Origin of the sequence: Nannocystis exedens (assembly GCF_002343915.1) — a bacterium.
Taxonomy (GTDB): Bacteria; Myxococcota_A; Polyangia; order Nannocystales; family Nannocystaceae; genus Nannocystis; species Nannocystis exedens.
In genome coordinates this window covers 4,372,814-4,399,345 of sequence record NZ_NETK01000001.1, presented here as the reverse complement: position 1 = coordinate 4,399,345, position 26,532 = coordinate 4,372,814, and the positions used below count along the sequence as shown (strand labels likewise).

Sequence of the window (26,532 nt, the reverse complement as noted above, 5' to 3'; positions counted from 1 at the left end):
GCCAGGCGCTCAGCGCTTCAGCGCGGGGTCGGCGACCATGGCGATCTTGGCGACGCCCGCGGCCTTGGCCCGGTCCATGACCTCGATGACGCGGGCGTACTCGACGCTCGTGTCGGCCTTGACGTGGAGCGAGAGGTCGGGCCGGGCGACGAGGCGCTCGCGCAGCAGGGCCTGGAAGCGGTCGAGGTCGACGGTCTCGTCGCCGACGCGCAGGCCGTCGGCGGTGACCTCGACGACGATGTTCGCCGCGGCGCCGGCCGGCGGCTGCGGCGGGGGCTGGCGGAGCCGCTCGTCCTCGAGGAGCTTCACGCGCGCCGTCAGGGCCGCGGCCTCCGCCTCGACGCGCTGTAACCTGCCCTCGAGCGCCTGGATGTGGGCCGTCTGCGCCTCGACGGCTTTGGAGTCGCAGGCGAGGAGCGGGAGCCAGAGGCCGAGGAGCAGGGCGCGCGGGCGAGGCATCCCCGCGAGCATCGCACGGCCGGGCGCCTGGCGGTACCGTCTTTCAGGACAGGCTCAGCCGGCCTCGTGGATCTCCACCACCGGGGCCACCAGCAGCTTGTCGCCGACGATGGCCTTGAGCTCCTGGTAGCGCTCGGCGGTCGACTCCCACAGCGTGAAGCCGTGGACGTTGTAGCGCACGGCGCGGAGCCAGCGGTCGATGTGGCGGTCGGTCTCGAGGCCCCAGCTCGGCAGGCCATGGCACAGGCGGTCGAAGATCTGCACGTCCTCGTTGTGCAGCGCGACCACGCGGGCGAAGGCCGACTCGATCGGCAGCGACGAGCGCTCGCCGAGGATCAGCACGAGGTTCAGCCAGCGCTGGTCGATGTCCTTGGCGAGGCCGCCGAGGTCGTTGCCGAGGCCGACCAGGCGCGAGGCCAGCCGCTTGAGCTCGACCACCACCGGGTGCTCGTGGAACGACGCCGGCAGCTCGGCGCCCTCGGCGTGCTCGATCAGGTGGAAGGTCGGATACATGCCGATGCTGACGGTCCGGCAGTCGAAGGCCGCGACGAACTCGGGGCAGCTGCCGCGCTTGAACGCGCGCGCCAGGCCGGTCTCGAGCTTGGCGTTCTCCATCCACTGGCGCATCGTCGCGCCCAGCCGCTGCAACCATTCGGCGCTCCGGGCCCTCCGCAGCCGCCGGCCGATGTCGGCCCAGGCCGCGACGTAGCGCGACGTGGTGGCCGGCGCCGCGTCGTCGGTCAAGGCGCGGACGACCTCGCCGATGTCCCAGCCGAGCTCCTCCTCGACCAGCATGTCGTCCCAGAACAGCCACAGGCAGATGAATTGCGTGACGAGCAGGGCCGACTCGAAGTCGGCCACGGGGAGCGAATATCCGCCGTACATCGCGCAGTTGAACTTGCGTAGCTTCTCCCGCTCGTCGGCGTCGCGGCCGATGCCGTAGGTCTGCAGCCACGCGAGCGTGCGCCGCTCGATGCGGTCGGCGTGGGGATTGAGCAGCTGCCGCGGACGCCACCGCTGCGGGAACCTGAGCTGGAACGCGGCCGGCACGTCCGGCGCGCGATCGTGGAGGCGAGCGGCGGGGATCAGCTCGACGCGCTCGGCGACATTCGGGTAGTCGTAAGCAATCATGGTAGTGCCTCGAGCCTCCGGCCTCGCCGACTCGCGGCTCGGTCGTCCGGTGCTCGAGGACATCAGTGCCCCTCGGGGGTGAGATCAATTGCGCGGACGTCGGCGAGGTCCACGTCCGAAGAGTCACGAACGCGAACGGGCGCGACGGAGGCCGTCGCGCCCGTGCTTCGAGCTGCGCCGTGGGCTCAGCGGATCCGCGCGTCGATCCACGCGACGATGTCGGCCAGCACCCCCTCCTTGCCGTAATCGGCGAGCAGGTCGTGGTAGTGGCCCTCGTACAGCTTGAGCGTCTTGTCCTTCGAGCCGGCGTGGTCGTAAAAGCGCTGGCTGCCGCGCGCCAGGGTCACGCGGTCCTCGGTGCCGTGGAGGATGAGCACCGGCAGGGTGATCAGCGAGAACTCGCGCTTGAGGCGCTCGTCGGCGCGGACCATCTCGGCGACCGTGTATGCGGGGTAGCCCTTGCGCTCGACCAGCGGGTCGTTCTTCATCGCCTCGACCACCGCTGGGTCGCGCGAGAAGCCCTCGTCCTCGAGCTTGAGCACGTGGGCGTGCGGGGTGATGTGGCTGAGGCCCTTGAGCACCGCGAGCACGAAGTCGGGGGCCGGCACCTCGTGGGCGAAGCTCTCGCAGATGAAGCCCGCGAGCTCGTCCTGGTGCTCGAGCGCGTAGATGCTGGAGATCACGCCGCCGGCGCTGTGGCCGAACAGGAACACCTGCAGGCCCGGGTTGCGCGCCTTGGCCAGCTTCACCAGGGTGTGGACGTCGTCGGTGTAGTCGCCGAACTTGCCGACCTCGAGCCGGTCGCCCTCCGACACCCCGTGCCCGCGCAGGTCGAGCGCGTAGACGGCGAACCCCTGCTCGGCGAACCGGCCGCCGGCCCACTCGTACAGGCCGCCGTGGGCCTTGAACCCGTGGACGATCACCAGGACCGCGCGCGGCTCCGGCCGCCCGGTGGTGTTCAGCCACGGCTGGCCGCTGACGGCCGACGCGTGGGAGGACCAGATGGTGTTCCTCGCGGCCCACGGCTTTCGCTGCATCGCCCACGACCGCCGCGGCCACGGCCGCTCGAGCCAGCCGTACGACGGCAACGAGATGGACACCTACGCCGACGATTCTGGCGCAGCTGATCGAGCACCTCGACCTCGAGCAAGCGACGCTCGTCGGCCACTCGACCGGCGGCGGCGAGGTCACCCGCTACGTCGGTCGCCACGGCACGAAGCGCGTCGCCCAGCTCGTGCTCGTCGGGGCGGTGCCGCCGTTGATGCTGAAGACCGAGGCCAACCCCGGCGGCCTCCCGCTCGCGGTGTTCGACGGCATCCGCGCCTCGGTCGAGGCGGACCGCTCGCAGTTCTTCAAGGACCTGCCGACGCCGTTCTACGGCGCCAATCGCCCCGGCGGCAAGCTGTCCGACGGCGTGCGCGACAGCTTCTGGCTGCAGGGCATGCAGGCGGGCCTCAAGAACGCGCTCGACTGCATCAAGGCGTTCTCCGAGACCGACTTCACCGAGGACCTGAAGAAGATCGACGTGCCGACGCTGTTCATCCACGGCGACGACGACCAGATCGTGCCGATCGGCGCCAGCGCGCAGGCGGCCCACACGCTGGTCAAGGGCTCGCAGCTCAAGGTCTACGCGGGCGGCGACCACGGCCTGCCGACGTCGCAAAAGGACCGCGTCAACGCCGATCTGCTGGCGTTCCTGCAGAGCCGCGCGGCGTCGTGATGGAGCTGAGGTACCTCGGCACCGCGAACGCTGGCGATCGTCGTCGGCGAGACGCGGCTCCTGACCGACCCGGTGTTCGACGCGAAGGGCAGCACCCACGACTTCGGGCCGTGGTGTACGCCGCGCTCATGGTTCGCCAGGGAGAAGCGCTACGAGACGCCGGCCAGCCCGGCGTCGCTCGGCCGCTTCGACGCGGTGCTGCTCAGTCACGACCATCACGCCGACGCGAGGCGTGGTACGCTCGGCCATGCAGATCGGTCACGGCCCCCCCTCGCGTCGTCAGGCAATGTTCGGCGGTCACGGCGAGGTGCTCGTCTGGGATTTGCTCGCCGGACAGCCCGCGCCGCCGTTCACGTCGGTGCTCTCGTGCGTGCTCGAGGCGGGCGGCCACGTCGGCCGTCACGTCCAGCAGCGCGACTCGGAGATCGTCATCGGCCTGACCGGCTGCGGCGAGGCCACGGTCGACGGCCGCGCGCAGCCGTTCGGCCCCGGGACGGTAGTGTTCCTGCCGTTCCGCTCGACGCTCGAGCTGCGCAACGAGCGGGTCGACGCCCCGCTGCGCTACCTGATCGTCAAGGCGACGCCCGCTCCGGCCGAGCCGACGCCGGCGCCAGGCTCGTGACGCGTGGAAGAGGAAGAGAAGTGGAAGTCCGCGCCCGGAGAGTTGAACTCCGAAGGGCTCGCTCATCAGACGAGGTGTGGCACCGTCCACTGACGCGGAAACGAGCCTCGAGCCGCAGCATGACTCTGCGGTCCGGGCCCGGCATTGGTCGGAGACCGGGGCGTCGCACCCCGCCTACGTGTTCCCGAAACACGCCTCGCACTCCGCGATTCGTCTCCGTCGATGAATGTTCCTATCAATCGAGGTGGTGCGAGTCGAACGCACAACCTCATGCTCCCCGAGCATGCGGCTTACCAGCAAGCCTTCACCTCGTCGAATGACCCTGCGGAGTGACGATCTCCGATCTCCGCGTCGAGAGCGCGGAATTCTGCCGTTGAACTACAGGGCCGATTGTTGTGTTGAAACATGCCCACGGAGGGTGTCGAGCCCCCGACCTGCGATGTGCAAGAACGCCGCTCTCCCGTCGAGCTACGCGGGCTTGCAAGACGACCGACGATGGCGCGCATCCGGGCGCGAGTGGGCTAGAGGGTTCCGCCCCCTCACCTGTGCTGTCACAGAGCACCGCTCTTCTCACGAGCTTTAGCCCAACAGGGGAGCCGGGACTCGAACCCGGTTCGCAGGATTTGGAGTCCCGCATGTCACCATCAACACCTCTCCCCTGAATGATGATTTCGTCCAGAGCGCTCGCGGCAGGAATCGAACCTGCGTCCCTTGGTTTAGAAGACCAACGCTCATCCGGCTGAGCTACGCGAGCTCGGCGCCCGGTCTGCCTCGACCGCCGCCTGTGTCGAGGCCGCGAGCTGCCCGTCGAGCCGAGCGACGCGAGCGTGGCAGCCCCGCCGGGAGTCGCACCCGGTCCTCGACCTTCGGACGGTCGTGTGCAATCTGATACACTTCGAGGCCATGCATCGTTCGAAGTACTCTCGGGTGGAATTGCACCACCGTCTCAGGCTCCGTAGACCTGGGCCCTATCTTCTAGACCACGAGAGCGAGCAGGGATCGAACATCGAGGAATAGTACTCTCGGATGGAATTGCACCACCGTCACAGGTTCCGTAGACCTGGGCCCTATCTTCTAGACCACGAGAGCAGAACTGACGTATATTCCGATTGGCCCATCGAGGAATCGAACCTCGTACCTCCTGCGCGTCATGCAGGCGCTCGACCGGGGAGCTCCTGGACCGGAGCGAGGAGAGCCCCTCCCGGGGATCGAACCCGGCGATTCCGCGCTACGAGGGCGGCGCATCACCATTGATGCTTGGGGGGCAAGGGTCCACGAGGGACGGCGGCGGAGCCCTCGCCGGGTAACGCTCCCGGACTGCGCTACATACCAAGCAGCGCCCTCCCTTGGAGCAAGGGCAATGATTCACGATAGAGCAGCTCCCCGGGGTCGCACCGGGCCCTCGTGGAAGGCAACCACGCGTCTCACTGACAAGACCTGAGCTGCAGAGTTCGAACCAACGCGGCGGGGACGCGCGAGAGCCGATGGCGGGAATCAAACCCGCGTCTTCACCTTGGAAGGGTGACGCCCGGTCACTGGGCCACACCGGCGAACGAGCCGTGATTCGCATACGATTCGAGACGGCGGAAGATTCACGAGTCATAAGGGGCGGAGAGGCTCGAACTCTCCTGGCGAGGTTCAAAGCCTCGCGTAGCACGCCGCGCGCGCCCCTGCGTGCGTCCCGACGCAAACGCCACCGGCGGGGTTCGAACCCGCGATCTCCTCGCTGACAACGAGGCGGGGACTCCAGCTCCCCTACGGCGGCAATACGGCCCCGAGACGGCGAGGCCACCGAAATACGTAGATCGTAAGATATGAGCTCCCCGAGAGTCGAACTCGGTCGAGCGCACGCGCTCGGCATGCGGATTAAAAGTCCGCCCCATTCCCGTCCTGGCCGGAGCCCAGGGTGGCTCAAAAATGCGATACGAGCCGAGTTGGTAACGATCCAACCTGAAGCGGGGTAAGAATCCGCCGGACATCCATCTGTCCCATCGGCCCAGGCGCGGAAGCGGCAAGAATCGAACTTGCGCAGGCAGATTAACAATCTGCTGTCCTGCCATTAGACGACGCTCCCAGATGCCGGTGCGAGCACGGCCCCGGCCGCCGTGTGTGTTGCTGAACGCTCGCTGTGACGTAACAGGCGCCGTTACGCCGCCAGTGGACCGCTCGGGTACCGCCCCCGATGTAAACACGAACCTTGCAAGGGTTCGCCAGCGCCTTCGCTCGCAGCCCGAATTCTGTCTATAGGGATGGTGCCGGCAGGTAACGACCCTGCGTACGGCGCCTTATGAGAGCGCTGCCTGTCACTCGGCCACGGCACCCCGATGTCGCGGCCTCGACGAGACGTCGCGGCGGCGGCATGAATTGCGCCGGCTGGTGTCGATCCAGCAAGCCTCGGGTCAGAGCCGAGGGTCGGGGCCGCCCGACGACGCAATCTTCTCTTCCTCTTCCACGATTCCGTTGTAAAACAGCGCGCGTCGAAGACGCGAACCCGGCCGGTGTGGCCGATGCCGGCGCCTTCAGACGCCGACCCGAGGCGGGGCCCCGGACTTCCGCACCCGGAAGCGAGGGCGACCTGGAAGAAGCCCGCGGACGAGACGATGGACCGGCGCGCCGCGAACTGAGCGTCTGGCGGCGGTTCGTTTTGCCGCCAGTTGGACGCTCGCCGACTTCGTGGCCGCGGACGATTGCAGTGCTCTGCTTCAGCACCCGCGACCACGTCGCCACGGCCTCATACGCTTACCCATCGCGTCTCGCGCGACGGGCTGTTGCGTATCTTTCGTGGTGACGGCGATCGGTGCCATGACGCAGGTCCTTGCACCCACTTGAGCACGCGGCAGGCCAGGAGTCAACCCGGGAGGCAAAGCGCGTGATTTCAAGAGGTTGACCGCGAGGGGGCGGGGAGCGCCGGGGCAAACTCCTATCTTATCGAATCAGAATGTATCGATTGGTATCGCCGGCACTCGGACTGGGGCACGGCAAGGTCGGACCCGCTCCATAGGGGCCCCCAGGAATGCACGAATGAGGACGAGCAGGGCGAACATGAGCCCTGCGCGGCCAATGGCAAGGGCAGGGCGAGGCCGACCGCGGAACATCGCCCACCGCCGAAGTCGAGCGTCGCTGAGGTCGCTCTGCCGGTCGATGGCCGGCTTCGTGCGCGTGCTGGCGGTGCAGCTCCGGAGGGCCTCTGCGTAGGCGGAGTCATGTCGTCGGCTGGCGACTCGGAGCAGCCACTCGGGTGCGCCCTCGAGCGGTTGAATGAGCGCGAGGAGGGTGAGCATGGACGCGGATGCCTTCCGAAGACCCGTCGGACCAATCCGCTCGGATCAGCGCGAAGAGCAGGCGCTTTCGCACTTTGCCAGGAAGAGCGTCTTGGCGATGTTGCTCAAGAGCTCGTAGTAGAGCTCGGCGTGCTTCAGCCGCTCCACAACCGGCATCCCGAGCGCATCCTGTGCAAAGCGCCTGAGCTGGAGGCGAGCTCGGTCGAGACCGCCTGCTATCCGGACCGGTACGCCCGTCCCGACGGTCGGCTTGCCGGCGTGACGGAGTAGGCCCATTTCCGCAAAATTGGCCAGCACTGATTGGTGACCTCCCCTGGGTTTCCCGAGACCAGGAGTCCCTCCTCCCATGCGACGGCCTCGAGGTCGGCGAAAGGGCCGTTACCCTTGTCTCCGAGTACTTCACGGGACAGGTAGATCTTCTCCAGTTCGACCCGGAAGGAGTTCGTCGCCTCGCGCAACTCTGCCAGGGATGGACCGCGAAACAGCGAGGAGCCGAGCGCGGCGACGGGCGGGCGAAGAGCTTGAACGAGCTCCCGCAGGGACGCCAGGCTCTTCGCGCCGCTCTCCTTCGTCAGCTGGAGTTCGACTGCGTGCTCCGACGCCGAACAGCCGATGACGCTGGTTCCGAGCTGGGCGCGCCGTTCGTGGGCGCCCTGGCGCCCGAGGGCGCGGGGCGGATCCAGCAACACCTCGATCGGTGTGAGGTCGGGCGGAGGATCGCCGGCGCACTCGCCTCTATCACGCTCGATGTCCGAGAGCGACTTGAACTCCACCGGCATCGATTCCCTGCGGACCACGAGTGCTCGCTTGATGCGCCACCCACGAGCCGTGTGGAAGCCGAGGACTCTTCGCATGTGACGATCGAAGTCGTCGTCCGCGAGGAGGGTGATGACCGGGTAGAATTCTCCTTGCCGTCTCATTGCGCTCCTATGGGCCGTCTCGGCGTGCATCCCGTAAATAAGTCCTGAGCTGACGTTGGCTCGGCCGCCACGCGCTGGCGACCTTGCCAGCCTGCGGCCCGTCCCGGAAGAAATGCACCACGATGTATTTGCCGTCGATCCTGGCGAGGTGAGCAATCGTGGCGGATGCTCCGGAGTGGGAGAAGAACGTGAGCCCGCTGCGCCGCGCGCGGTCGAGGATGGACACGAAAGCCGAGCGATGGACGTGCGACGCCATCGTGCCCCCGAGGAGCTCCCCGGCGTGGCGGCTCCAGGCGTGCTCGATGTCGAGGTCATCCAGGGGACGTGTCTGCCGGATCTTCTTGTCGCACTTGTGTAAGCCCAGCGGATCGAAGGCGCTCAGGGGATCGGGGACGTAAGCGTAGAAGGCGAGGCCGGCGGCGAGGCCGAGCGGGTCCTGGCTGATGTACTGGCCGGCTTCGGGGTCGTAGTAGCGGAAGCGGTTGTAGTAGAGGCCGGTCTCGGCGTCCTCGTACTGACCGGGGTAGCGGAAGGGACAGAAGCGGCGGTCGCCGGCGAGGTCGCGGATCCGGCCGTGGACGTCGAGTTCGGCGGACCAGACCGGGCGGCCTGCGCCGTCGAAGGCCGCGATCGGGGTGCCGAGGTGATCGGCGACGAGGCTGGCGGCCTCGCGCTCGCGCGAGGACAGGCGCGCGACGGGCGTGAAGGTGTCGGGCTCGAAGATCCACGTGAGCAGCTCGGGCTCGTCGGCACACGGAAAGCGGCGCTCCACGGGCTCACGCGAGGCCAGGTCGGTCGCGCGCTGGCAGGGCGGCAATTCGGGAGCGTCCGGCGCGAGCGTCCACTCGTGGAGCGGGACGTCCCCGTCCCACAGCCACCGCGTGCGCCCATTCTTGGTGGTCTTGCTGACGCGGCGGCCGAGGGCGTCGTACGTGAAGGTGACGCGCTCGCCGTCGGGGCGGCGCACTTCGGCGAGGTTGCCGCTGCCGGTCCAGCGGTAGCGCCAGGTGCCATCGCCGTCGATTGTCTGGATGAGATTGCCCTCGCGGTCGTACTCGAAGTGCTTGCCGTCGGCCGCCAGGAGCTGGCCGGCAGGACCGTAGGTGCGGCCGCGCCGCTCGTAGTCGCGGAAGAGGTTGCCGGCGGGTTCGGGGAGGCGCAGCTCGACCTGTCCCTGGGGATAGGTCGCGGAGACGAGGTAGCCGCGCTCGTCGTGCTCGTATTCGATGCGGCCGCGGTAGAGGTCGTCGACGCGGCCGAGGCGCGCGCCGGGGGCCCAGGAGTGGCGGCGCTGATGATGCGCGAAGGTGTGCGAGCGGGCGCCGAGCCGCGCAGGTGTGACGCGCTCGATGGTGTGCTCGGTGGGCAAGCCGCGCGGGTCGTGCTGCCACCGCGTGCGGATGTCGCCGGGGAGGTCGCGGCGGGCTTCGAGCCCGCCCGGCTCGCGGTGAATTTCGGCCCACCACGCCCGCTCGCCGGCGTCGATGCGCAGGACGGACCCCATCACGTCGCGCGAGAGCTGCACCCGCGCGCCGAGGGACGAGCGCAGGCGCGAACGCAGGCCGTCGGGGCCGAGGAGCTGCGCGACCCAGTGTTCGCCCTGCGACTCACGGACCACGCGACCGAGGGCGTCGCGCTCGAAGCGGAGGACGACCGGCTCGGCGTCGGGCTCGACGTGCACGGCCTCGAGCATGGCACCGTCGATGCGGTAGGTGAAGGCGTCGCTGCTGCCGTCGGAGTGGAAGACGCCGGTGAGCTGACCGGCGGCGTCGCGGGCGTACGCCGTGCGGAGGCCGCCGGGGCGGAAGACCTCGGTGACGCGGCCTGCCAGGTCGCGCCGGTAGATCCGCCGCAGCCCGTCGAAGCCGTGCTCGGCCTTGATGTCGCCGGCCGGGTCGAGCTCGAAGCGGTACACGGCGCCGGCCTCGTTGGTGATCGCGGTGAGGCGCTCCTCGGTGTCGTAGGTGTAGCGCACGGTGGCGCCGGCCTCGGTGCGGGCGACGAGGCAGCCCATGCCGGCGTAGGTCATGTGGACGTCTCGGTGGGCGTCGCTGAACTTGAGGACATGTCCCTCGGGATCGTAGGCGTAGGTGCGGCGGTCGCCGTCGGCGAGCTCGACGGCGACGAGGCGATCGAGCAGGTCGTAACGGCGGCGCTCGAGGTTGCCGCGCACGTCGGTCCAGGCGATCGGTCGTCCGCGGCGATCGTGGGCCCACGCCTCGGCGGTACCGTCGGGGAACTGCACGCGGACGAGGTCGCCCGCGGGGTCGTGAAAGAAGCGCGCGGCACGGCCTGCGGGATCGATCACGGCGGCGAGATGCGGGCCTTCGTACATGTAGGTGGTCGTCTGCCCGAGCGGGTCGGTGCGCGCGGCGAGGCGGCCGAGGTGGTCGTGGGTGTAGCGCCAGCGGCCGCCCAGCGCGTCGATCGCGGCGAGCGGGAGCCCGGTCGAGCCGTACTCGACGCGGAGCTCGGCGCCGTCGGGGCCGACGAGGCGGGTGCAATTGCCCCGGGCGTCGTACTCGTAGCGGGTGACGCGGCCGAGCGGGTCGACGTCGGCGGTCTTGCGCAGGTGCTCGTCGTACTCGAAGCGGGTGACGCCGCCGCGCGGGTCGGTGATCTGCACGACCTCGCCGCGGCCGCCGGCGGCGTAGACGGTCGGCTCGCCGCACGAGTTGGTGACGACGGTGACGCGCCGCTGTTTGTCGTAGACGAGGGTATGATCATAAATGCCGCCGTCGCCCCAGGTACGAACGCAGGCGGCACCGGGCTCGGGGCCGTCGTATTCGAAGTGGAAGCTGAGACCGGTGCGCAGGGTGTGGCGGACGAGGCGGTGGCGGTGATAGGCGTACCGGGTGGTCTGACCGAGGGCGTCGACGACCTCGGTGAGGTCGCCCTCGGGTGAATAGCGGTACTCGACGTGGCGGACGAGGCCCTCCCGGTCGGGGTGCGGGGCGAAGACGCGGTGCAGGCGCGAGCGGCGATCGTAGGTGAGGCGGTACTCGCGGCCGGCGCTGTCACGGACGCGATGCAGGCGGGCGCGCGCGTCGTAGTCGCAGGCGATCGTGTGACCGGCGCGGGCGCGGACGGCGACGAGGCGGGCGTTGCCGCGCTCGGGTGATGTGTCCCCGGGGACAGGTGCGAAGTCGTGCAGGCGGCCGGCGGCGTCCTCGATGGTGTAGCGGCCGTCGCCGTCGCCGGTGAGGGTCAGGCGGTTGCGCGGGTCGAACAGTCGCAGCGGTCGGTCGAGGCGCGCGCCGGGAGGGAGCTCGAAGCAGAGCTCGCGGCCGTCCTCGGCGCGATGGACGAGCTGCCGGTGCTCGACCCAGACGGCCTGATCGAGGCTGTGCGACCAGCCGTGGCCGACGACGGAGTCGCGGGCGCTCCAGGTGGAGCTGTAGTTGCGCTCGAAGCCGAAGCGGAGCGGGCCGGAAAGCTCGAGGTCGACGTCGTCGGTGATGACGCGGCCGGCGATGACGTCGACGGGATGACCGGTGAGGAAGCAGAAGCGCTTGGGCAGGGCGTTGTCGATCCGCCCGGGCTTGAAGTTGCCGCGCGCGCGGGCGTGCAGCCCGTCGGCGAGGTCGTGACGGCGCGGCCTCGACTTGAGGCCGCGCGCGAGCTTTCCCAGGGCGCCGATCGTGACGCGCCAGGGCGGCATGGGAAAGCCGCCGATCTGCACGTCGGAGGCGCCGGTGATCAGCGCGCCGAAGCACGGCGGGGTGCCGGGATCCTTGCCCATGAGGAGGCGCGCCGCGAGGGCGACGGCGTCGACGGCGGTCTGGGCGGCCTGCATGGTCGCGCCGAGCGCCTGACCGGCGCTGACCTCGGCCATCGCCGCGGCCATGGTGGTGTCGCCCATGGCGGCGTACTCGCGGCTCTCTCGCTCGCTCTCGCGCGATTGCTGGCGCTGCAGGACCGCAGACGCGGCGCCGAGGGCCAGCGGGAGGCTGGCCAGCGCGCCGGCGGCCACCTTGGCGGCAGCGCCGGCGGGCGGCAACGGGGTCTGACAATGGCGAGTGATGTCGAGGGAGCGCGCGGCCCGGCTGCCGCCGATGAACACCTTGCTCGAGCCCGTCATCACCTGAAACGGCGGCGCCAGCGAGCCGCAGGTGATCGAGACGCCGAGGTCGCCGGCGCGGGCCGCCGGGAGGCCGCCGATCAGGACGGAGGTGCAACCGCCGAGCGCGACCGGGCCGAAGCTCGGCAAGGGGATCGGCATGGCCGGCGGGTGCGAGTGCAGGTGCGGGATGCCGAGGTGCAGCGAGGCGAGGGTGGCGGCGGGCAGCGGGGGGGCGGCGGCGCCCAGCGGGGCGGTGAGGAGGGCGAAGCCGGTGCCGAGGAGCTCGACGGGGACGTTGAGCCAGGCGAGGCTGCCGCCGATCAAGCGGGTGGCGGTGGCGAGCGCGGTCTCGGCGTCGCGGCGCTGCTGCTCGGCCGCCGAGCGCGGGGCGATGAACGGCGCGGCCCGGGCGTCGACGACCTCGTAGAGGGCGCTCATGAGGATCCCGGACGTCTCGTCGCTCGAGACGGTGGTGTCCGCGGCGGGGCGGATCTGGCCGCCGACGATCAGCACGACCGGGCCTCCTTCAGGCGAGCGGCGAGGGCGGCCTGTTCTTCGAGACAGGTGCGCTGGCGGGCGCGATCGCGGGGCTCGTGATGGGCGGCGAGGCGGCCGAGGAGGCTGTGGAGGCGCTGCGGGTAGTCGATGACGCGACAGAGCTCGGCGGCCTCCTCCCACGCGCGGGCGGCCTCGTCGCCGGCGCCGCGGGCCAGGCGACACACGCCGAGCGACTCCTGCACGTCGGCGCGGGTGTGCGGGCGCAGCAGCTTGCCGGCGAGCAAGTCGGCCAATTGATAGTAGGCCTCGGCGTCGGCGTGCTGCGCGAGCGCGAGGCAGGTGTCGGCCAGGGCGAGGACGACCTGCAAGGTCACCGGAAACGCCGGGGTCGCGGCGGCTTCGAGCAGGGCCGATTCGTAGGTCCGGCGGGCGGCGACGAAATCACCGCGGGCGCGCTGGACGTCGCCGACGCCGGCGAGGGCGAGGGCGGCCAGCGCAGGGTTCCCGGCGCGGGCGTGGAACTCGGCGCAGCCGGAGAACTTCTGCGCGGCGTCGGCGAGGCGGCCGTGGCCGAGGTCGAGGTAGGCGAGCTCCATGAGCGCCTGAATCCGCGCGGCCGCCGGACGCTCGGGGTCGCGGGCGGCGGCGACCGCGGCCGCGACGGCGTCCGCGGGCGCGAGGTCGAGGCTGTATGCAAGGACATGTTCATCGGGACATGCCTCCGCGGACGTGAAGTGATCCGGGCGAGCCCGATCGTCGCGCAGCACCAGGCGGAGGCGAGGGTGTTGCGGGCGGCGCAGCAGCGGTCCGGCGAGCTCGCCGGAGAAGTCGGCCGGGAGCCGGGAGGGAACGACGGCGAGGACGAGCCGGTGATCGCCCGCGGGGAGGAGGTCGAGCAGGTGATGGACCAGCGCTGCGAGGCGGTCGGCCGGGGGGCGGGAGGTGTCGCGCGCGAGGGCAGGCAGAGCGGGCAGCGCAGTCGCCGGACCGAGCAGCTCGGCGAGGTTGGCCTGCTGCAGCGCGAGGTTGTCGGCGAGGGCGTCGACGAGCGCGGCGGCGGTCGGCGCGGCGTCGGTGAAGGTCAGGAAGAGGTCGGACTCGGAGCGCTCGTCGAGGCGCGCGAGGACCTGGGCGAGGTACAGGGTCTCGACGTCGCTGCAGGCGACGACGAGGGCGCCCGGGAGGTCGCGCTCGACCAGCCCGGCGAGCACGGACTCGAGCTCGGCGAGGACGGCTTGCATGAAATCACCTCAGTTGATCTTGATGAGCGCGCCGGTGATCTCGTGGATGCCGACGGCGGCGCTGGTGATCCGCGGGGCGGAGACGGTGACGCCGGCGGGGTCGAGGGTGATGCTGGTGGCGCCGACGCTGAGGACGAGCTTCTCCAGGGCGGCGAGCCGGATCGTGCCGCCGCTGATGTCGACGACCTGGGGGCTGGTCACGCACACCTCGTTCGGCGCGGAGACCTCGACCCGGGTGGTCTGCGAGCTCAGGGCGACGTCGGTGTGGCCCCTCAGGGTGAGAGCAGCGGTCCAGGCGATCAGCTCGGCCTGCGTCTCGCCGATGAGGGACAGCTGGGACTCCTTCGAGGCGAGCGCCATCCGCTCGCGGCTGTTGAGGAGCATCCGGCCGTCGCGCGAGGTCATGGTCACGTCCAGCTCGGCGGTCGTGGAATGACCGCCGCGGTACACCTTCAAGGAGTCATCGCCCCGCTCGACGACGACGGAGCGCCCGTCGTGGACGGTGGTCGTGCTCTTGCCGGTGACGACGTGGGTGATCAGGTCGCCCTCGCCGACGGTGACCACGCGATCGCCGTGGATCTCGATCGTCTGGTCGCGGCCGACCCAGAGGCGCTGTTCGCCGGCGACCTCGAGGATCTGATCGTGGCCGACCGAACACGTGTTGTCGTGCAGGACGACCTCTCGCAGGTCGCGCTGGGCGTGGACGAAGATCTCCTCGCGGCCGCGGGCGTCCTCGACGCGGAGCTCGTTGAAGCCGCCGCCGCCGGGCGAGCTCTCGGATCTGAAGGTGCTGCGCGTCTTGTGGTCGGGGAGCGCGTGCGGCGGCGGGTTGAGGCTGTTGTAGACGCAACCGGTGACGAGGGGACGGTCGGGGTCGCCGTCGATGAACTCGACCAGGACCTCCATGCCGACGCGCGGGATGAACATGGCGCCCCACCCGGGACCGGCGGCGGCCTGGGCGACGCGGATCCAGCAAGAGGCAGTGTCGTCGGGGGGCGAGCGGCGGTCCCAGTGGAAGCGGACCTTGATCCGGCCGTGCTCGTCGGTGTGGATCTCCTCGCGCGGCGGGCCGACGACGATCGCCGTGTGCGGGCCGTACACGCGCGGGCGCGGCGGAGCGTGGGGCGGGCGGTAGGGGCGGTCGGCGCGGACGCACTCGAAGGTGTTGAGGTAGCGCGGCTCCGCGGGGCCGGCGGCGAACTGGTCCTCCTCGGGAGCGTCGCCGCGGTGATGGACGCGCACGAGGAGGTAGTCGCCGTCGAGGTCGGGGCGCGGGAGACCGCGCAGGGTGACGGTGTGGCCGGGGAGCAGCTCGAGGACGTCGCTCTCGCCGAGGCCGAGCTCGGCGCCGGCGCGGTGCGCCTCGAGCTCGCGCCGGGCGCGGGCGAGGCCGTCGTCGCGCTCGAGGCGGCGCTCGTCGTGGTGATGGCGGGTGCGGACGCGTCCGCGCGCGTCACGAGCGTCGACGTGGCGGTGATACGGGGCGGACTCGACGTCTCGCCAGTTCCAGTCGCGCTGCTCGACGGCGGTGGTCGTGAGCCGACCGTGCCAGTCGAAGCTCGAGACGGACTGACAACGCGCGGCGCCGGTGCTCTGTGCCACGTACGGGACGGCGCCCAGCGGGTGGTCGAGCTCCTGGGCGCGCGCGGTGCTGTCGAGGATGACGAGGGTCTCGCCGGCTCTGTCGGCGGCGTGGGTGAAGAACCACACCAGGCCCTCCTCGTGCATCAACCGCGCGGCGAAGTCGAGGTCGGTCTCGCGATACTGGACGCAATACTCGCGGGGGAGGTGCGCGGCCTCCTCGATGCGCATGTCGAGCGCGGCGCCGAGGTCGCGCAGGGCGGGCTGGAGCACTTCGCGGAGGATCTGCGGGGCCGTGCGGTCCTGCCAAAATCTAGTGTCTGTCTGTTGGGACAGGAGCGAGACGGCGGGCGCGACCTCGACGCGCACGGCCAGGCGGCCGGAGAAGACGCCGAGGGTGCGGACCTGGGTGACGAGGCCGTGAACGAGGCGACCGTCGACGCCTCGGCAGATCTCGAGGGTGCAGCGGGCGCCGAGGAGCGCGGCGACGTCGACGCCGAGGCTGGCAGTGAGGAGGTCGACGGCGAGGGAATAGGGCTCGCAGAGGGCCTCGCGGAGGGTGAAGCGGCGGACATGCCATTCGGCGGCCGGGGCCTCTTCGCAGGTGAAATAGAACTCGGCCGGTGCGAGCGACGTGGGGCCGAGTGTCGACGGGGGAGCGGGATCCAGCAAAAGCATGAGCGTGGCGGGCGATCCCGCGCGGGATCGGCCGAGGCCACGCTCGTGCAAGGTCGAGGCCGAGAAATTTGAAGGGCTCCTCGCGGCGATTTGTCGCCGAGGGCGGCAGAGCGGGTTGGGGGGACCAACGGCGGTTGGGACGTCGAGTTGGGTTCCCGAGGGTCAGACGCCGTTGTCGAAGATGTCGATGCCGTGGAAGGCGATGTCGGCGACGATCGTGTTGCGATCGATCGTCACCTTGAAGAAGTAAGGCTGCTGGGACATCGTGTGGTCGGTGATGTCGAGGTCGACGTAGTTGTTGCCGTTGCTGCCGCTGTTGGAGGAGAGGACGCTGTCGATCGGCGACACGCTGCCGGCGGTCGGACCGCGGGTGAAGAGCTGGGCCGTGACCTGGTGATAGACCCCGCTGCCGTCGAGATCGCGGTAATACAGGCGGAACCCGTCGATCACCTGATCCTCGGCGGAGGCGTGGTCGAAGAAGGGGTGCGTGACGGGACAGTAGAAGGTCATCGGATTGGTGCTGGTTCCCGAGTACGCCCACGAACCGTCGACCAGGGCGACGTGGGGGGCGCTGGCTTGATCGGGTTGACAGGCCGAAGCGGGGATCGAATGGTGGAAGAAGGACGCCGCGTCGGCGCGGCCGCCGCTGAAGAAGGAACAAAGCGCGGCCAGACCGCCGAGCAGATGGACAGGGCGCATGTCAGACTCCTCGTTGTCGAGAGAAACAGAGAGCGTCGAGCGCTCGGCGCCTCGCTCAGCAATTCGCGTGCCGCCCGGAGCCCGCCGGAGATGCAATGGTGTCTTGAGGTCTGTACGCGGGGCCTTCGGAGCAGCCCCTGGGGTCAAGACATCGACCCCAGGGGCTGTTCGGCGCTTCACATCGGGACGGCGCAGATCGTGGCGTCGATGCGGCAGTTCGACTGCACGGTGTGACGCTCGGCGTGGAAGACGTCGAGAAGGTAGGGCGCACAGCACGAATTGGCTCGTAGCGTCGCGCACCGTCAAGGGCTCGCAGCGAGCGCCTCCTTGGGGCTCTTGGTGCGCGCGGGCCCCCTGTGCCGGGGGCCGAGCCCAGCCAGAGGTAAGCTGCCAACCCCTGCCGTCGTGGTCGATGACGACAGGGGAGGCTGGCCGCGCCGATGGCTGGGTCTGGCCCGGCGATCTTCGTCCACCTCCGGGGCGGAACGTGAGCGGGCGGGCCGCCCTTCCGAAGATCATCGACACGATCGCGGGACGGTCGGACAGCAGGTCCTCGCCGACCTTGCAGTCGAGCGCGGGGTGCAGCGCTTGCGGAGAGACAGCGGGCGTGACATCGTTGGCAGATGGGATGGAAGTCCATGCGGTCGCGGCGATGGGTTGTGGCGGGCTTGCTCGGCGCCTGCGGGCCGCTTTCGCCAGGACAGGACACGGCGAGCTCGGGCTCGACCACGAGCACGAGCACGAGCAGCGCGTCGATGGGCGAGATGCCGACGAGCGAGGCACCGACGAGCGAGACGCCGACGAGCGAGGCGACGATCGCTAGTACGACGGAGCCGGGGACGAGCACGACTGGCGGGAGCGCCTGCGAGGGGCCGCTGGACTGCGGCGAGTGCGAGCTATGCATCTTCGGGCGGTGCTTGGAGGATGACGCGTGTTGCGAGCGCGAGAGTCGGGGGGAGCGCTGCAGGCCGCCCGAGTTCGAATGTTCGGACGACGGCGACTGTCCCGCGGGCCAGGTGTGCGAGCCCGCCGAGCAGGCGTGCGTGCCGGGCGGACCGGCGAAGGTGCCGGCCTGTCCGGCGCCGGCCCGAGAGGTCTCGCAGTCCGGTCTCAGCCACGCGCCCAGCGCCTTCGTGTTGGCCGACCTCGACGGCGACGGCGACCTCGATCTGCTGGCGGCGCAGCCCTCGGCGGGCCAGATCGAGCTGGCGTGGAACGACGGCACCGGGACGTTCGTCGCCGACGGCGAGATCGACCTCGGCTCGCCGGGGACCGACGTGCGGATCGCCGCCGCCGACCTCGACGGCGACGGGTCGCCCGACCTGGCGGTGCTGCGCGACGAGGTGCTCGGCGTGTGGTTCGGCCAAGGCGGGGTGTTCACGCCGGGGCCGGTCTTCATGCCGAACAGCAAACCGAGGCTGGTCCACGTCGTCGACGGCGACGGCGACGGCGCGAACGACTTGCTGACGATCAATGAGTATTGGCCCGGTATGTGGCTCTGGCGCGGCGACGGCCTCGGAGGCTTCACTCTGGTGGAGGAGGCCAACTACGACGAGATCGGGCTCGGGACGGGACTGGCGGACCTGGACGGCGACGGGCGACCCGACGTGATGTCGCCGCCCGGCAGCAACTCGCATCAGATCAAGATCTTGCTCGGCCAGGCGTCGGGCGTGTGGGATCTGCACGAGCTCATCCAGGTGGCGCCGACGACGTGGACGCGTCTGCTCGGCGGCGACCTCGACGGTCAGGGGGCGCCGGCGCTGGTAGGGACGCGGCAGCAACGCGGAGAGGGACTCGCGCGCGTATGGCCCGCGACGGCGCCGGCGGAGTGGAGCGCGGAGGTCGTCGACTTTCACGTCGGTCAGCCGCTGTTCGGCGCCGAGGTGATCGACGTGACCGGCGACGGCCTGCTCGACCTGGTATCGGCGACACAGGCGCCGGTGATCAGCGTGCTGGTCGGCGATGGGGCCGGCGGCTTTGTGTGCGAGCAGCTCTACACCGCGCCGGCCGCGACCGCGCCTGAGGTGCTGCGAATCGCCGACGTCGACGGGGACGGCAACGTCGACCTGATCGCGGGCAGCCGTGCTGCGACCACGGTGCTGACGATCCGCGCCCTGTGAGCGCCGCGGCCTTCACGGCACTGTTTGAGGCCGGCCGAGGTTCAAGCAGGCTTCTACATCGTTGCGCACCACCTCGCCGCCTGTGGGAGAACGCCCTCCGGAAGTCCGCCTGGATCCGCAACTCAGACGCCGACTCGGACGCCATGCAGATCTTTATCAGAAGGAGGAGCTTGGCCCACCCGAAGCGGCGCGGCTTTGACGAGCTTCGGCCCCCGCCAGCGCCGTCGTTCGCGGCGTCGCCGAGGTCGAGTTCGAGCTGCTGATCGCGGGGATGGACGGCGGAATGATGCGAGCGCGGCGTACCGGCTTTACTCGAGATACATACGGCTTGAGGGCGACAGATTGTCTTCGTCTTCAGCGATCTGCTACGCCCCCGACTCCGATGCGCCGGACTTTCAGCAGTTTGGAGCTCGCCGAGGTTGCCAGCCGCCGATGTGAGCCAATGACCATTCCGTGGACTCCGACAGTCGGACCGGGGTAACAAGCGAAGCGGGCGAACAGGCACCTGCCACAGCGACGCGTCGGGGCCGGCAAGGTCCCCGGAGGGCGAGGAGCGCTGCGGACCCGCATGGGCGCGAACGACATCGGCCGACCCGCGCGGCGCGGCCGCGTGCGCGCGATGTCCGAGGTCGTGACGAATCGGATATATCGTCGCGGAGCTCCCGCTCCACGTCCACCTCGCATGCGCGCGAATCGATAGCTCCAAATCGGCGCTGTCATTCGTACTCCCCGCGATCGGCGATTCAGCGGTGCTCGTCTGCTACGGTGGAGGTCCTTCGCGCCTCGGAGCTTCGCTGACAGGGCGCTCGGCGGGGCCCTCCGGCGCCATGCGGAGTGTGCGGTGTGCAGGTTACAATGTCATACATATGATATCACGGCGGCCCTTGCGAAGCGCACCGTCCCGTGATCTATAATCCCTGGACGCGCTCGCCGATGCGTTTCCTCCAGATGGAAGTGTTCCAGTATGAAGCCTGCCGCCCTCTTGTTCTCGTCGTTCGTGCTGACCAGCTTTGCCGGTTGCGATCCAATGGTGGATGAGGCCGAGCTGCGGTGCCTAAGCGAAGACGAGCTCGCGCCCAGCCGCTACCTCACGATCGACGGGATTCAGATCGCGGTGTACGAGAGCTCCGGCAAGAAGGAGCCGGGCCTTCTCCTGGTCCACGGCAACACGTCCTCGGCGAACTCGTTCCGGAAGCTCCTGAAGTCCGCCCGGGCCAAGAAGCGGCGCGTCGTGGCGATCGATCTGCCCGGGTACGGGAATTCGGACGACGCCGAGTACAGCATCGCCACCTTCACCAAGATCATCTCCCAGGCCGCGATCGAGCTGGGCGTCGACGACGGCGTGATGGTGGGCTGGAGCCTGGGCGGCGACCTCTTGCTACAAACCGCTCACCTCCTGCCGAACGTGAAGGGCTACTTCCTGTTCGGCACGGCCCCTGTCGGCGGCGGGCCCGACGCTCCGTCTCCGTTCCTCACGCCCGCCGAGAGCTACGCCGGGCAGGCCACCACGTACGGCTTCATCCCCACGCTGACGCCGACGCAGATCGACGAGTACGTCGAGGCCTTCTTCCGGCCCGGCTGGCCGCACGTCCCCTCGTTCTTCTACGAGGACGGCTACCGGACCGATCCGGGGACGCGCCAGGCCGTCCTGGAGGCCGCGTCGGGGCTCGATCCGGACTTTCTCCCGGAGGTGCCGGTCGCTCAGGGGCTGACGGTCCCGATCGCCCTCGTGCATGCAGGGCACGACGCGTTCGTTCGGCTCGCCTATCTCGAGGCAATCTCGCCGAGCATCCCGAAGCTGTGGAAAAAGAAGGTCGTCGTCGTGCCAGGGTCGGGTCACGCGATTCAATGGGAAGCGCCGGCCGCGCTCGACGACCTCCTGGGCGATTTTTTGGACGATCTTTGATACGTCACTGACGTCTCGGCGGCGGCAGGCCGCGCTCATGCCCTCCGCGCTCCGGCCCGCTGAACAGCGCGGCCCGCGGGCGCGGAGAGCTCGCGCAACGCATGCACGACCGCGGCCTTCAGCGTCGCCGCCGTGGTCATCGACCCGAGTTCGGCGCCTCGTTCGACCAGCGTCCCCGCGATCTCCGGGGACAGGCCGGTGACGAGCGCCCGCGCCCCGAGCAGCCGGAGGGCGCTCGCTGTCGCCGTCAGCATGTCGGCGACCTCGATGTCGACCATCTTCATGCCGGTCACGTCGAGGATGACGACGTCGACCCGGTGCGAGCCGACCGCGGAGAGCGCCGCCTCGAGCACCTGCCGGCCGCGCGGCGCGTCCATCGTACCGATCAGCGGAATGACGATGATCTGGTCCGTAATCGGCAGGATGGGCGTGGAGAGCTCGGCGAGCCGCTCCTCTTGCATGCGGACGATCTGCTCGTGCAGCGCGCTCATCGCCTTCTCGGCCCGCTCGCGCTCGGCCAGCTCGAGCGCGAGCTGGGCGTTCGTCGCGCGCAGGTCCTCGGTGCGGCGCGAAACCTCGCTCTCCAGCGATTCGTTGGCGCGAAGCAGGGCCTGCGTCACTTCGTCGACCCGCGTATAGAGGAGCGCGTTCTCCACGGCCGCGGCCGCGAGCGACGCGAGCAGGCACGAGAGGTCGGTGCGCGCGCGGGTGAAGGCAGAGCCGGCGGCGTTGTTCTCGAGGTAGAGGATCCCCGTGAGCCGCTCGTTCTGGGTCATGGCGAGGCAGAGGATCGAGCGCGGGCGGCGGCGGGTGAGGTACGGGTCGGCAGCGAAGCGGTGATCGTGCCTCGCGTCGTCGAGGATCACCGGCTCGCCGGTCCGAGCCACGTATCGCACGATCGTGCCGGCGACATCCGCCGTCTGTTCGAGGGGGAGCGGCGGACCCACCTCGATGCGCTCCTGGTCGAGCCGAGCGGTGACGAGGAGCTGGTGGTCCCGCGCGAGGAGCAGCACGCCGCGCTGGGCGCCGGAGCTCTCGACCACGAGCCGCATGAGGCGCTCGATGACCCGATCCAGCACGACCTCGCCGACGAGCGCCTGCGCGGCGCGGACCAGCGCCGTGGCATCGAGGAGCCCGGAGGCGTCCAACCGCGTCGTGGTGGTGACGAGCGCGGCGCTCTTCTGGGGCGCCGCGACCGGGGCCGGCAGGAGGTCGGCGAATCGCTCGGAGAGCGCGGCCGTCTTGGCCGTGGCGCCCCACCGGGCGTAGCCGGCGTAGGCTTCGGCCATATACACGCGCGCGATCAGGGTCCGGCCCTTCTCGCGGTGGAACAGCGCGCAGCGCTCGAGCGCGATGACCTCGTCACGCGCGAACCCCTCCGCGCCCGCGGCCTCGATGGCGCGATCGAAGGCGTCCGTCGCCTCGTCGTGCCTGCCGCCGAGGCGCGCCAACTCGGCCTGCACGAGCAGGTGCTTGTGTTGGTAATTGACGGGGCAATGCGTCGCCCACTGCGCGAGCTTCTCGCCGTGACGCGCCAATAGCTCGTCGCAGCGGCGCGCCTCGTCCGGAGCGGCCGACGGCCGGCGCGCCGCCGCCGCGAGGCAGGCGAAGAACGACAGCTCGGTCGGGAAGTACTGGCCGGTCGCACTGAGCACCAGCTCCTGGGCGCGTGCTGCCGCCTGCAGCGCGCCCTCGTAGTCGCCGTGCAGGAAGAGGACCATGAGCCTCGCCACGTGGAACCAGCACGCGACGGGGTAGAGACCTGCGCGCACCATGGACTCCGCGAACCCCGCCTCCTCGAAGGAGTCGCTGCTCAGGGTGAGGCGGTTCTTCGTGCGGCCCAGGAGGTTGTCGACGAGCCCCGCCGCCACCGACAGATACGCGATCGACAGGGCATCCTGGGTCCGTTGCATGAGCGCGGAGAGGCGCGTCACGTCGTCGCGGAGCTCGGAGAGCTCCATGCCCAGCGCGAACTTGTAGGGGATGGAGTTGTCGGCGGCGTAGGAGAGAAAGGCGAAGTCGCCGAGCTCGAGGCCCACGCTGCACGCCCGCTCCAGGTGGGCGAGCGCGACCCGGACCGGCTTGCACGAGTGGGCGAACGTGCCGAACATGTGGTGGAGCTTGCACTCCGTCTGCGGATTCGGGTACTTGCTCTGGAGCGCCAGGGCGAGCTCGCCGAAGGCTTCGGCGCGCCGGTGCTGGCCGAGCAGCGCGGTGAGGACGAACGCGTATGCCATGTAGGCGACCGGGCTGTACGGCGAATGGCCGTGCTGCAAGGACAGGATGACCAGCTCGATCGCGGGGAGAGCGTAGGCGGTGGGGCTGACGTAGTATCCGGCGCCGCACAGGATCATCAGGAGGTCCTGCAGCGTCTCGACCTCGAGGTTCGCCAGCGTCTTCTCGTGGAGGAGCCCCTCCACCGGCCGGTCGCCGACGATGGCGTCGATCTCGGCGAGCTGCCGCACGAGGACCACGCCGCGCGCCTCCTCGCTGTCCGGGATGTGAATTCCGAGCTGGCCGACGACGGCAAGACCGATCTCGACCGCCTCCGCGAAGCGACCGAGAGTGGCGCGCAGCTCCATGCGGCGGCGCTCGACGACGATCCGCTCCGTGAGCGATCGGGCGCGCGCGAGGAGCGCCTGAGACAGGGCCTCGGCGGCCTCGAAGCGGCCGCACAGGTATGCACATTCCGCCTGCTCGGCGTGGATCGCGAATGTCCGCTCGTGCTCCCGCTCCCAGGTCGTCCCGTCGAGGAGCGCCACGGCGTGGTCGAAGTAATCACTCGCCGCGGCGAAGGCTGTCGCGGCCTTGGCCCTCCTGGCAGCGGCCACGTTGAGCCGGACGAGGTCGAGCCGCTCCTCGGGGTCGCGGATGAGGGCGGCGCCGAGGTTCTCGTGGTGGACGACCGCGAAGAGCTCGTCGTCGCGGGAATCAGCGCCGAGCCGGGCGCGGAGTAGGCGGCCGATCCGGAGGTGCACCCCCCTGCGCTGTTCCTCGCCGATCAGCGCGTAGGCGGCCTGCTGGATGCGATCGTGGAGGAATCGATGGACGCGCGGGCGCGGCGGAGCGGGCGCGGGCGGCTCCTCACGGAACCGCGTGGCGCGAGGCGGAGGGCCGTCCGGCTCGACCGGCGAGACGAAGCCTGCGTGCATCGCTTCCTCCAGCGCCCGTGTCACGTCGGCGGGGGTCTGCCCGAGCAGGGCCGAGAGCGTCTCGAGGTCGAACCGGTGGCCGACGCAAGCCGCCAGCTCGAGGGCGCGCTGCGCGCTCGGCGAGAGCGCCCGCAGCTTGTCCGTGACGAACGCGACCACGTCGTCGTCGGTCGACGCGCGAATGGCATCGAGGTCCCATGAGAGCGTGCCGCGGCTCGCGTCGAATGTGATGAGCCCGTCGCGGAACAGCCCGCGGAGGAGCTGACCGACGAAGAACGGGTTGCCGCCTGTCTTCTCGGACAGGAGCGCGGCGAGCGGCTCGACCTGCGCGGCCCCGCAGCCGAGCGTGTCCGCGATGAACGCGGCGACCTCGGCCTCGCCGAGCGGCGCGAGCGGCACCACGGAGACGGGGACCCCGCTCCTGCGGAGCTGGGCCAGGGCGAGCGCGAGCGGGTGGGTATCATCGACCTCGCCGTCGCGGTAGGCCGAGAGCACGAGCAGGTGCGCGCTCTCCGGGTCGGTCATGAGGGCCCCGAGGAGCTTGAGCGTGGCCGGATCGGCCCATTGCAGGTCGTCGAGGAAAAGCGTGAAGGGGCGGTCGGGCGCGGTGAAGGCGGCGAGGAAGCGCTGAAAGACCAGGTTGAAGCGGTTCTGCGATTCGGTCGGGCCGAGCTCCGGCACGGGGGGCTGAGCGCCGATGATGTGCTCGACGTCGGGGACGAGGTCGGCGACAATCCTTCCGTTGGGGCCGAGGGCCTGGACGAGCCGCGCCCGGATGACCTCGAGCACCTCGGAGGGCTCGGTCAGCACGCGCCGGACGAGCTCGCGGAAGGCGTGCTCGAGCGGCGCGTAAGGCGAGCTGTGGTTGAGCTGGTCGAATTTGCCGGCGACGAAGTAGCCGCCCCGACGCAGGATGTCGGCGCGGAGCTCCTCGACGAGGACCGACTTCCCGACGCCTGCGGGACCGGCCAGGAGCAGGAGCTCGCGCGCCCCCCGGCCGGCGCGCTCCCACGCGGCGAGCACGGCGCGGCGCTCGACGTCGCGTCCGTAGAGGCGATCCGACAGCCGCAGATCGGCGCACTGCTCGCGCCGCCCGAGCGAGAACGGCTCGATGTAGCCGGCCTCGCTCAGGCGAGCGAGGCACGCCTCGAGGTCGGCTTGCAGGCCGAAGGCGGTGCGATAGCGCTCCTCGGACGACTTGGACAGGAGCTTCAGGACGATGTCCGAGACGACACGGGGAATGCTCGGATCGCGTTCGTGCGGCGGCGCCGGCATCCGGGCGACGTGGCTATGCACGAGCTCGACGGGGTCGGTCGAGGTGAACGGCAAGGCGCCGAGCAGAAGCTCGTAGAGCGTGACGCCGAGGGAGTAGAGATCGGCGCGGTGATCGACGCGCCGGTTCATGCGCCCCGTCTGCTCGGGGGCGACGTACGCGAGGGTCCCTTCGACGACACCGGGGAGCTCCTGCGCGTCTTGCGACAGGTGTGCGGCGGCGCCGAGGTCGACGAGCGAGGCCTCGCCCACATCCAGGCGGACGAGGATGTTCTGCGGCTTCACGTCCTTGTGGACGACGCCGGAGAGGTGGAGCCTCCCGAGCACGCCGGACAGGGAGGCGCCGATCCGCAAGACAGCTGGGAGGTCGAGCCGCTGAGATCGGAGCACGTCGTCGAGCGGGCGCCCGGGCAGCTCCTCCATGGCCAGGGCCAACCTCCCGCCGTGTTTTTCCAGGCCGAGGGCCCTCGGGATGCCCGGGACGTCGACGCTCTTGAGCAGCGCGTGTTCGCGGCTGAGGCGCTCGATCTCCGCGGGGCTCGGGTAGTCGTTCTTCAGGATCTTGAGCGCCACCCTCGCGCCATCTTCCTTCCGCCGGCCGCGGTACACGACGGTCGCCAAGCCTTCGTAGATCTTCTCGGTAAGAGCATACTTCTCGAGGCTCAACATGTGTCCCAGGCAATCGAACATCGCGCCGGCCGTCAACTCCTCGGCTGCAGGGGCGGACTCCTGGCGAGTCGCGGTCGTGCGACGATCGACGAGTCCAGCGCCGGGCCCGCAGGTCATCTCTGGCAGGTCGCTGACGAAAAGCCTTGCATGCTCGGATCTGAGCCGCTCGTCGCGTCCGGAACACCTGTCCAAGAGGGCCTCTTGCATGGCTCCCGCCGGTGCGCTGGTCGGACGCGCCGCCGGACCTGCTGGTCGAGGCCCAGCGGGCGGCGCTCGAGGAGTTGGTCGCGCTGACGGCCAGAAGACCGAGCGGACGACGGTCGCGGGCCTTCGGCGGATCGCGTGAGCGAGCGCGGAACAGGCTGCCGAACGGGTGAGATTGGAGCTCGCTCGATGGAACGAGTCGGCACCGGTGAGCAAGTATTTATACCCAGTCTGCGAGCCGCAGTCGTCGGCCCTTGCCATCTCTTCGGCAGCAACCCGCGCGCTCTCCTCCCTGGCGGCCTGGATGTCGATGCAA

12 protein-coding genes, 12 tRNA genes and 1 pseudogene are annotated in these 26,532 nt (G+C 69.9%); 4 read left to right on the top strand and 21 right to left on the bottom strand.

The annotated features are described in order from the left end of the window. Positions 1–9: 9 nt before the first annotated feature. From NAEX_RS17310 to NAEX_RS17300, 3 genes are all read right to left on the bottom strand, one after another. On the bottom strand, positions 10–459 hold the full coding sequence (locus NAEX_RS17310; RefSeq protein WP_170135793.1) for an ExbD/TolR family protein: 450 nt from the start codon (positions 457–459) through the stop codon (positions 10–12). Between the two features lie 54 nt (positions 460–513). Then, a complete protein-coding gene (locus tag NAEX_RS17305; protein WP_096328591.1) occupies positions 514–1,590 on the bottom strand; it encodes a terpene synthase family protein in 1,077 nt (358 codons plus the stop codon). Between the two features lie 185 nt (positions 1,591–1,775). After that, a complete protein-coding gene (locus NAEX_RS17300) occupies positions 1,776–2,627 on the bottom strand; it encodes an alpha/beta hydrolase (RefSeq protein WP_096328590.1) in 852 nt (283 codons plus the stop codon). On the opposite strand from NAEX_RS17300, the pseudogene NAEX_RS17295 reads away from it, so the two are divergent. Then, positions 2,509–3,310, top strand: a pseudogene (locus tag NAEX_RS17295) (alpha/beta fold hydrolase). The gene NAEX_RS17300 and the pseudogene NAEX_RS17295 sit on opposite strands and share 119 nt — an antisense overlap. Positions 3,311–3,596: 286 nt before the next feature. Beyond that, the gene (locus NAEX_RS17290; protein ID WP_096328589.1) at positions 3,597–3,932 is read left to right on the top strand and encodes a cupin domain-containing protein; all 336 of its coding nucleotides are present in this window, start codon (positions 3,597–3,599) and stop codon (positions 3,930–3,932) included. Positions 3,933–4,171: 239 nt separating this feature from the next. Here NAEX_RS17290 and NAEX_RS50340 read toward each other — a convergent pair. The 17 genes from NAEX_RS50340 to NAEX_RS17230 all read right to left on the bottom strand — a co-directional run bounded on the left by NAEX_RS50340 (position 4,172) and on the right by NAEX_RS17230 (position 16,893). After that, positions 4,172–4,244, bottom strand: a tRNA-Pro gene (locus NAEX_RS50340). A gap of 5 nt (positions 4,245–4,249) precedes the next feature. Next, positions 4,250–4,320: transfer RNA gene (locus tag NAEX_RS50335), tRNA-Glu, on the bottom strand. An 18-nt stretch (positions 4,321–4,338) separates the two neighbouring features. Further along, positions 4,339–4,410 (bottom strand) — tRNA-Ala (locus tag NAEX_RS17285). Positions 4,411–4,520: 110 nt separating this feature from the next. Further along, a tRNA-Trp gene (locus NAEX_RS17280) sits at positions 4,521–4,592 on the bottom strand. Positions 4,593–4,613: 21 nt separating this feature from the next. Beyond that, positions 4,614–4,686 (bottom strand) — tRNA-Arg (locus tag NAEX_RS17275). 164 nt (positions 4,687–4,850) lie between these two features. Next, positions 4,851–4,922, bottom strand: a tRNA-Arg gene (locus NAEX_RS50330). A gap of 120 nt (positions 4,923–5,042) precedes the next feature. Continuing rightward, positions 5,043–5,114, bottom strand: a tRNA-Val gene (locus NAEX_RS17270). Positions 5,115–5,125: 11 nt separating this feature from the next. Then, positions 5,126–5,198 (bottom strand) — tRNA-Thr (locus NAEX_RS50325). A 213-nt stretch (positions 5,199–5,411) separates the two neighbouring features. Continuing rightward, a tRNA-Gly gene (locus NAEX_RS17265) sits at positions 5,412–5,482 on the bottom strand. A 141-nt stretch (positions 5,483–5,623) separates the two neighbouring features. Continuing rightward, a tRNA-Asp gene (locus NAEX_RS17260) sits at positions 5,624–5,697 on the bottom strand. Between the two features lie 238 nt (positions 5,698–5,935). Further along, positions 5,936–6,006 (bottom strand) — tRNA-Asn (locus NAEX_RS17255). 176 nt (positions 6,007–6,182) lie between these two features. Continuing rightward, positions 6,183–6,253: transfer RNA gene (locus NAEX_RS50320), tRNA-Ile, on the bottom strand. A gap of 1,175 nt (positions 6,254–7,428) precedes the next feature. Continuing rightward, positions 7,429–8,163 carry a hypothetical protein gene (locus tag NAEX_RS17250; RefSeq protein ID WP_096328588.1) on the bottom strand — a complete coding sequence of 245 codons (735 nt, stop codon included), beginning with the start codon at positions 8,161–8,163 and terminating at the stop codon, positions 7,429–7,431. Further along, a complete protein-coding gene (locus tag NAEX_RS17245) occupies positions 8,141–12,709 on the bottom strand; it encodes an RHS repeat-associated core domain-containing protein (RefSeq protein WP_096328587.1) in 4,569 nt (1,522 codons plus the stop codon). The genes NAEX_RS17250 and NAEX_RS17245 overlap by 23 nt, the downstream gene beginning before the upstream one ends. Then, a complete protein-coding gene (locus NAEX_RS17240) occupies positions 12,703–13,935 on the bottom strand; it encodes a hypothetical protein (protein ID WP_096328586.1) in 1,233 nt (410 codons plus the stop codon). Before NAEX_RS17240 ends, NAEX_RS17245 begins: the two co-directional genes overlap by 7 nt. Positions 13,936–13,944: 9 nt before the next feature. Continuing rightward, positions 13,945–16,194, bottom strand: coding sequence for a type VI secretion system Vgr family protein (locus NAEX_RS17235; RefSeq protein ID WP_096328585.1), 2,250 nt, complete (start codon positions 16,192–16,194; stop codon positions 13,945–13,947). Between the two features lie 162 nt (positions 16,195–16,356). After that, the gene (locus NAEX_RS17230; protein ID WP_096328584.1) at positions 16,357–16,893 is read right to left on the bottom strand and encodes a hypothetical protein; all 537 of its coding nucleotides are present in this window, start codon (positions 16,891–16,893) and stop codon (positions 16,357–16,359) included. Positions 16,894–17,516: 623 nt separating this feature from the next. Here NAEX_RS17230 and NAEX_RS17225 point away from each other — a divergent pair. Together NAEX_RS17225 and NAEX_RS17220 are read left to right on the top strand one after the other, a co-directional pair. Then, positions 17,517–19,013: an FG-GAP-like repeat-containing protein gene (locus NAEX_RS17225; protein ID WP_096328583.1), complete on the top strand. Its 1,497-nt coding sequence runs from the start codon at positions 17,517–17,519 to the stop codon at positions 19,011–19,013. Between the two features lie 964 nt (positions 19,014–19,977). Further along, the gene (locus NAEX_RS17220) at positions 19,978–20,919 is read left to right on the top strand and encodes an alpha/beta fold hydrolase (RefSeq protein WP_096328582.1); all 942 of its coding nucleotides are present in this window, start codon (positions 19,978–19,980) and stop codon (positions 20,917–20,919) included. 35 nt (positions 20,920–20,954) lie between these two features. Here NAEX_RS17220 and NAEX_RS17215 read toward each other — a convergent pair whose 3' ends face one another. Next, positions 20,955–26,012 (bottom strand): AAA family ATPase, encoded by a 5,058-nt coding sequence (locus NAEX_RS17215; RefSeq protein WP_177326014.1) that lies wholly within the window; start codon positions 26,010–26,012, stop codon positions 20,955–20,957. Positions 26,013–26,532 lie beyond the last annotated feature (520 nt).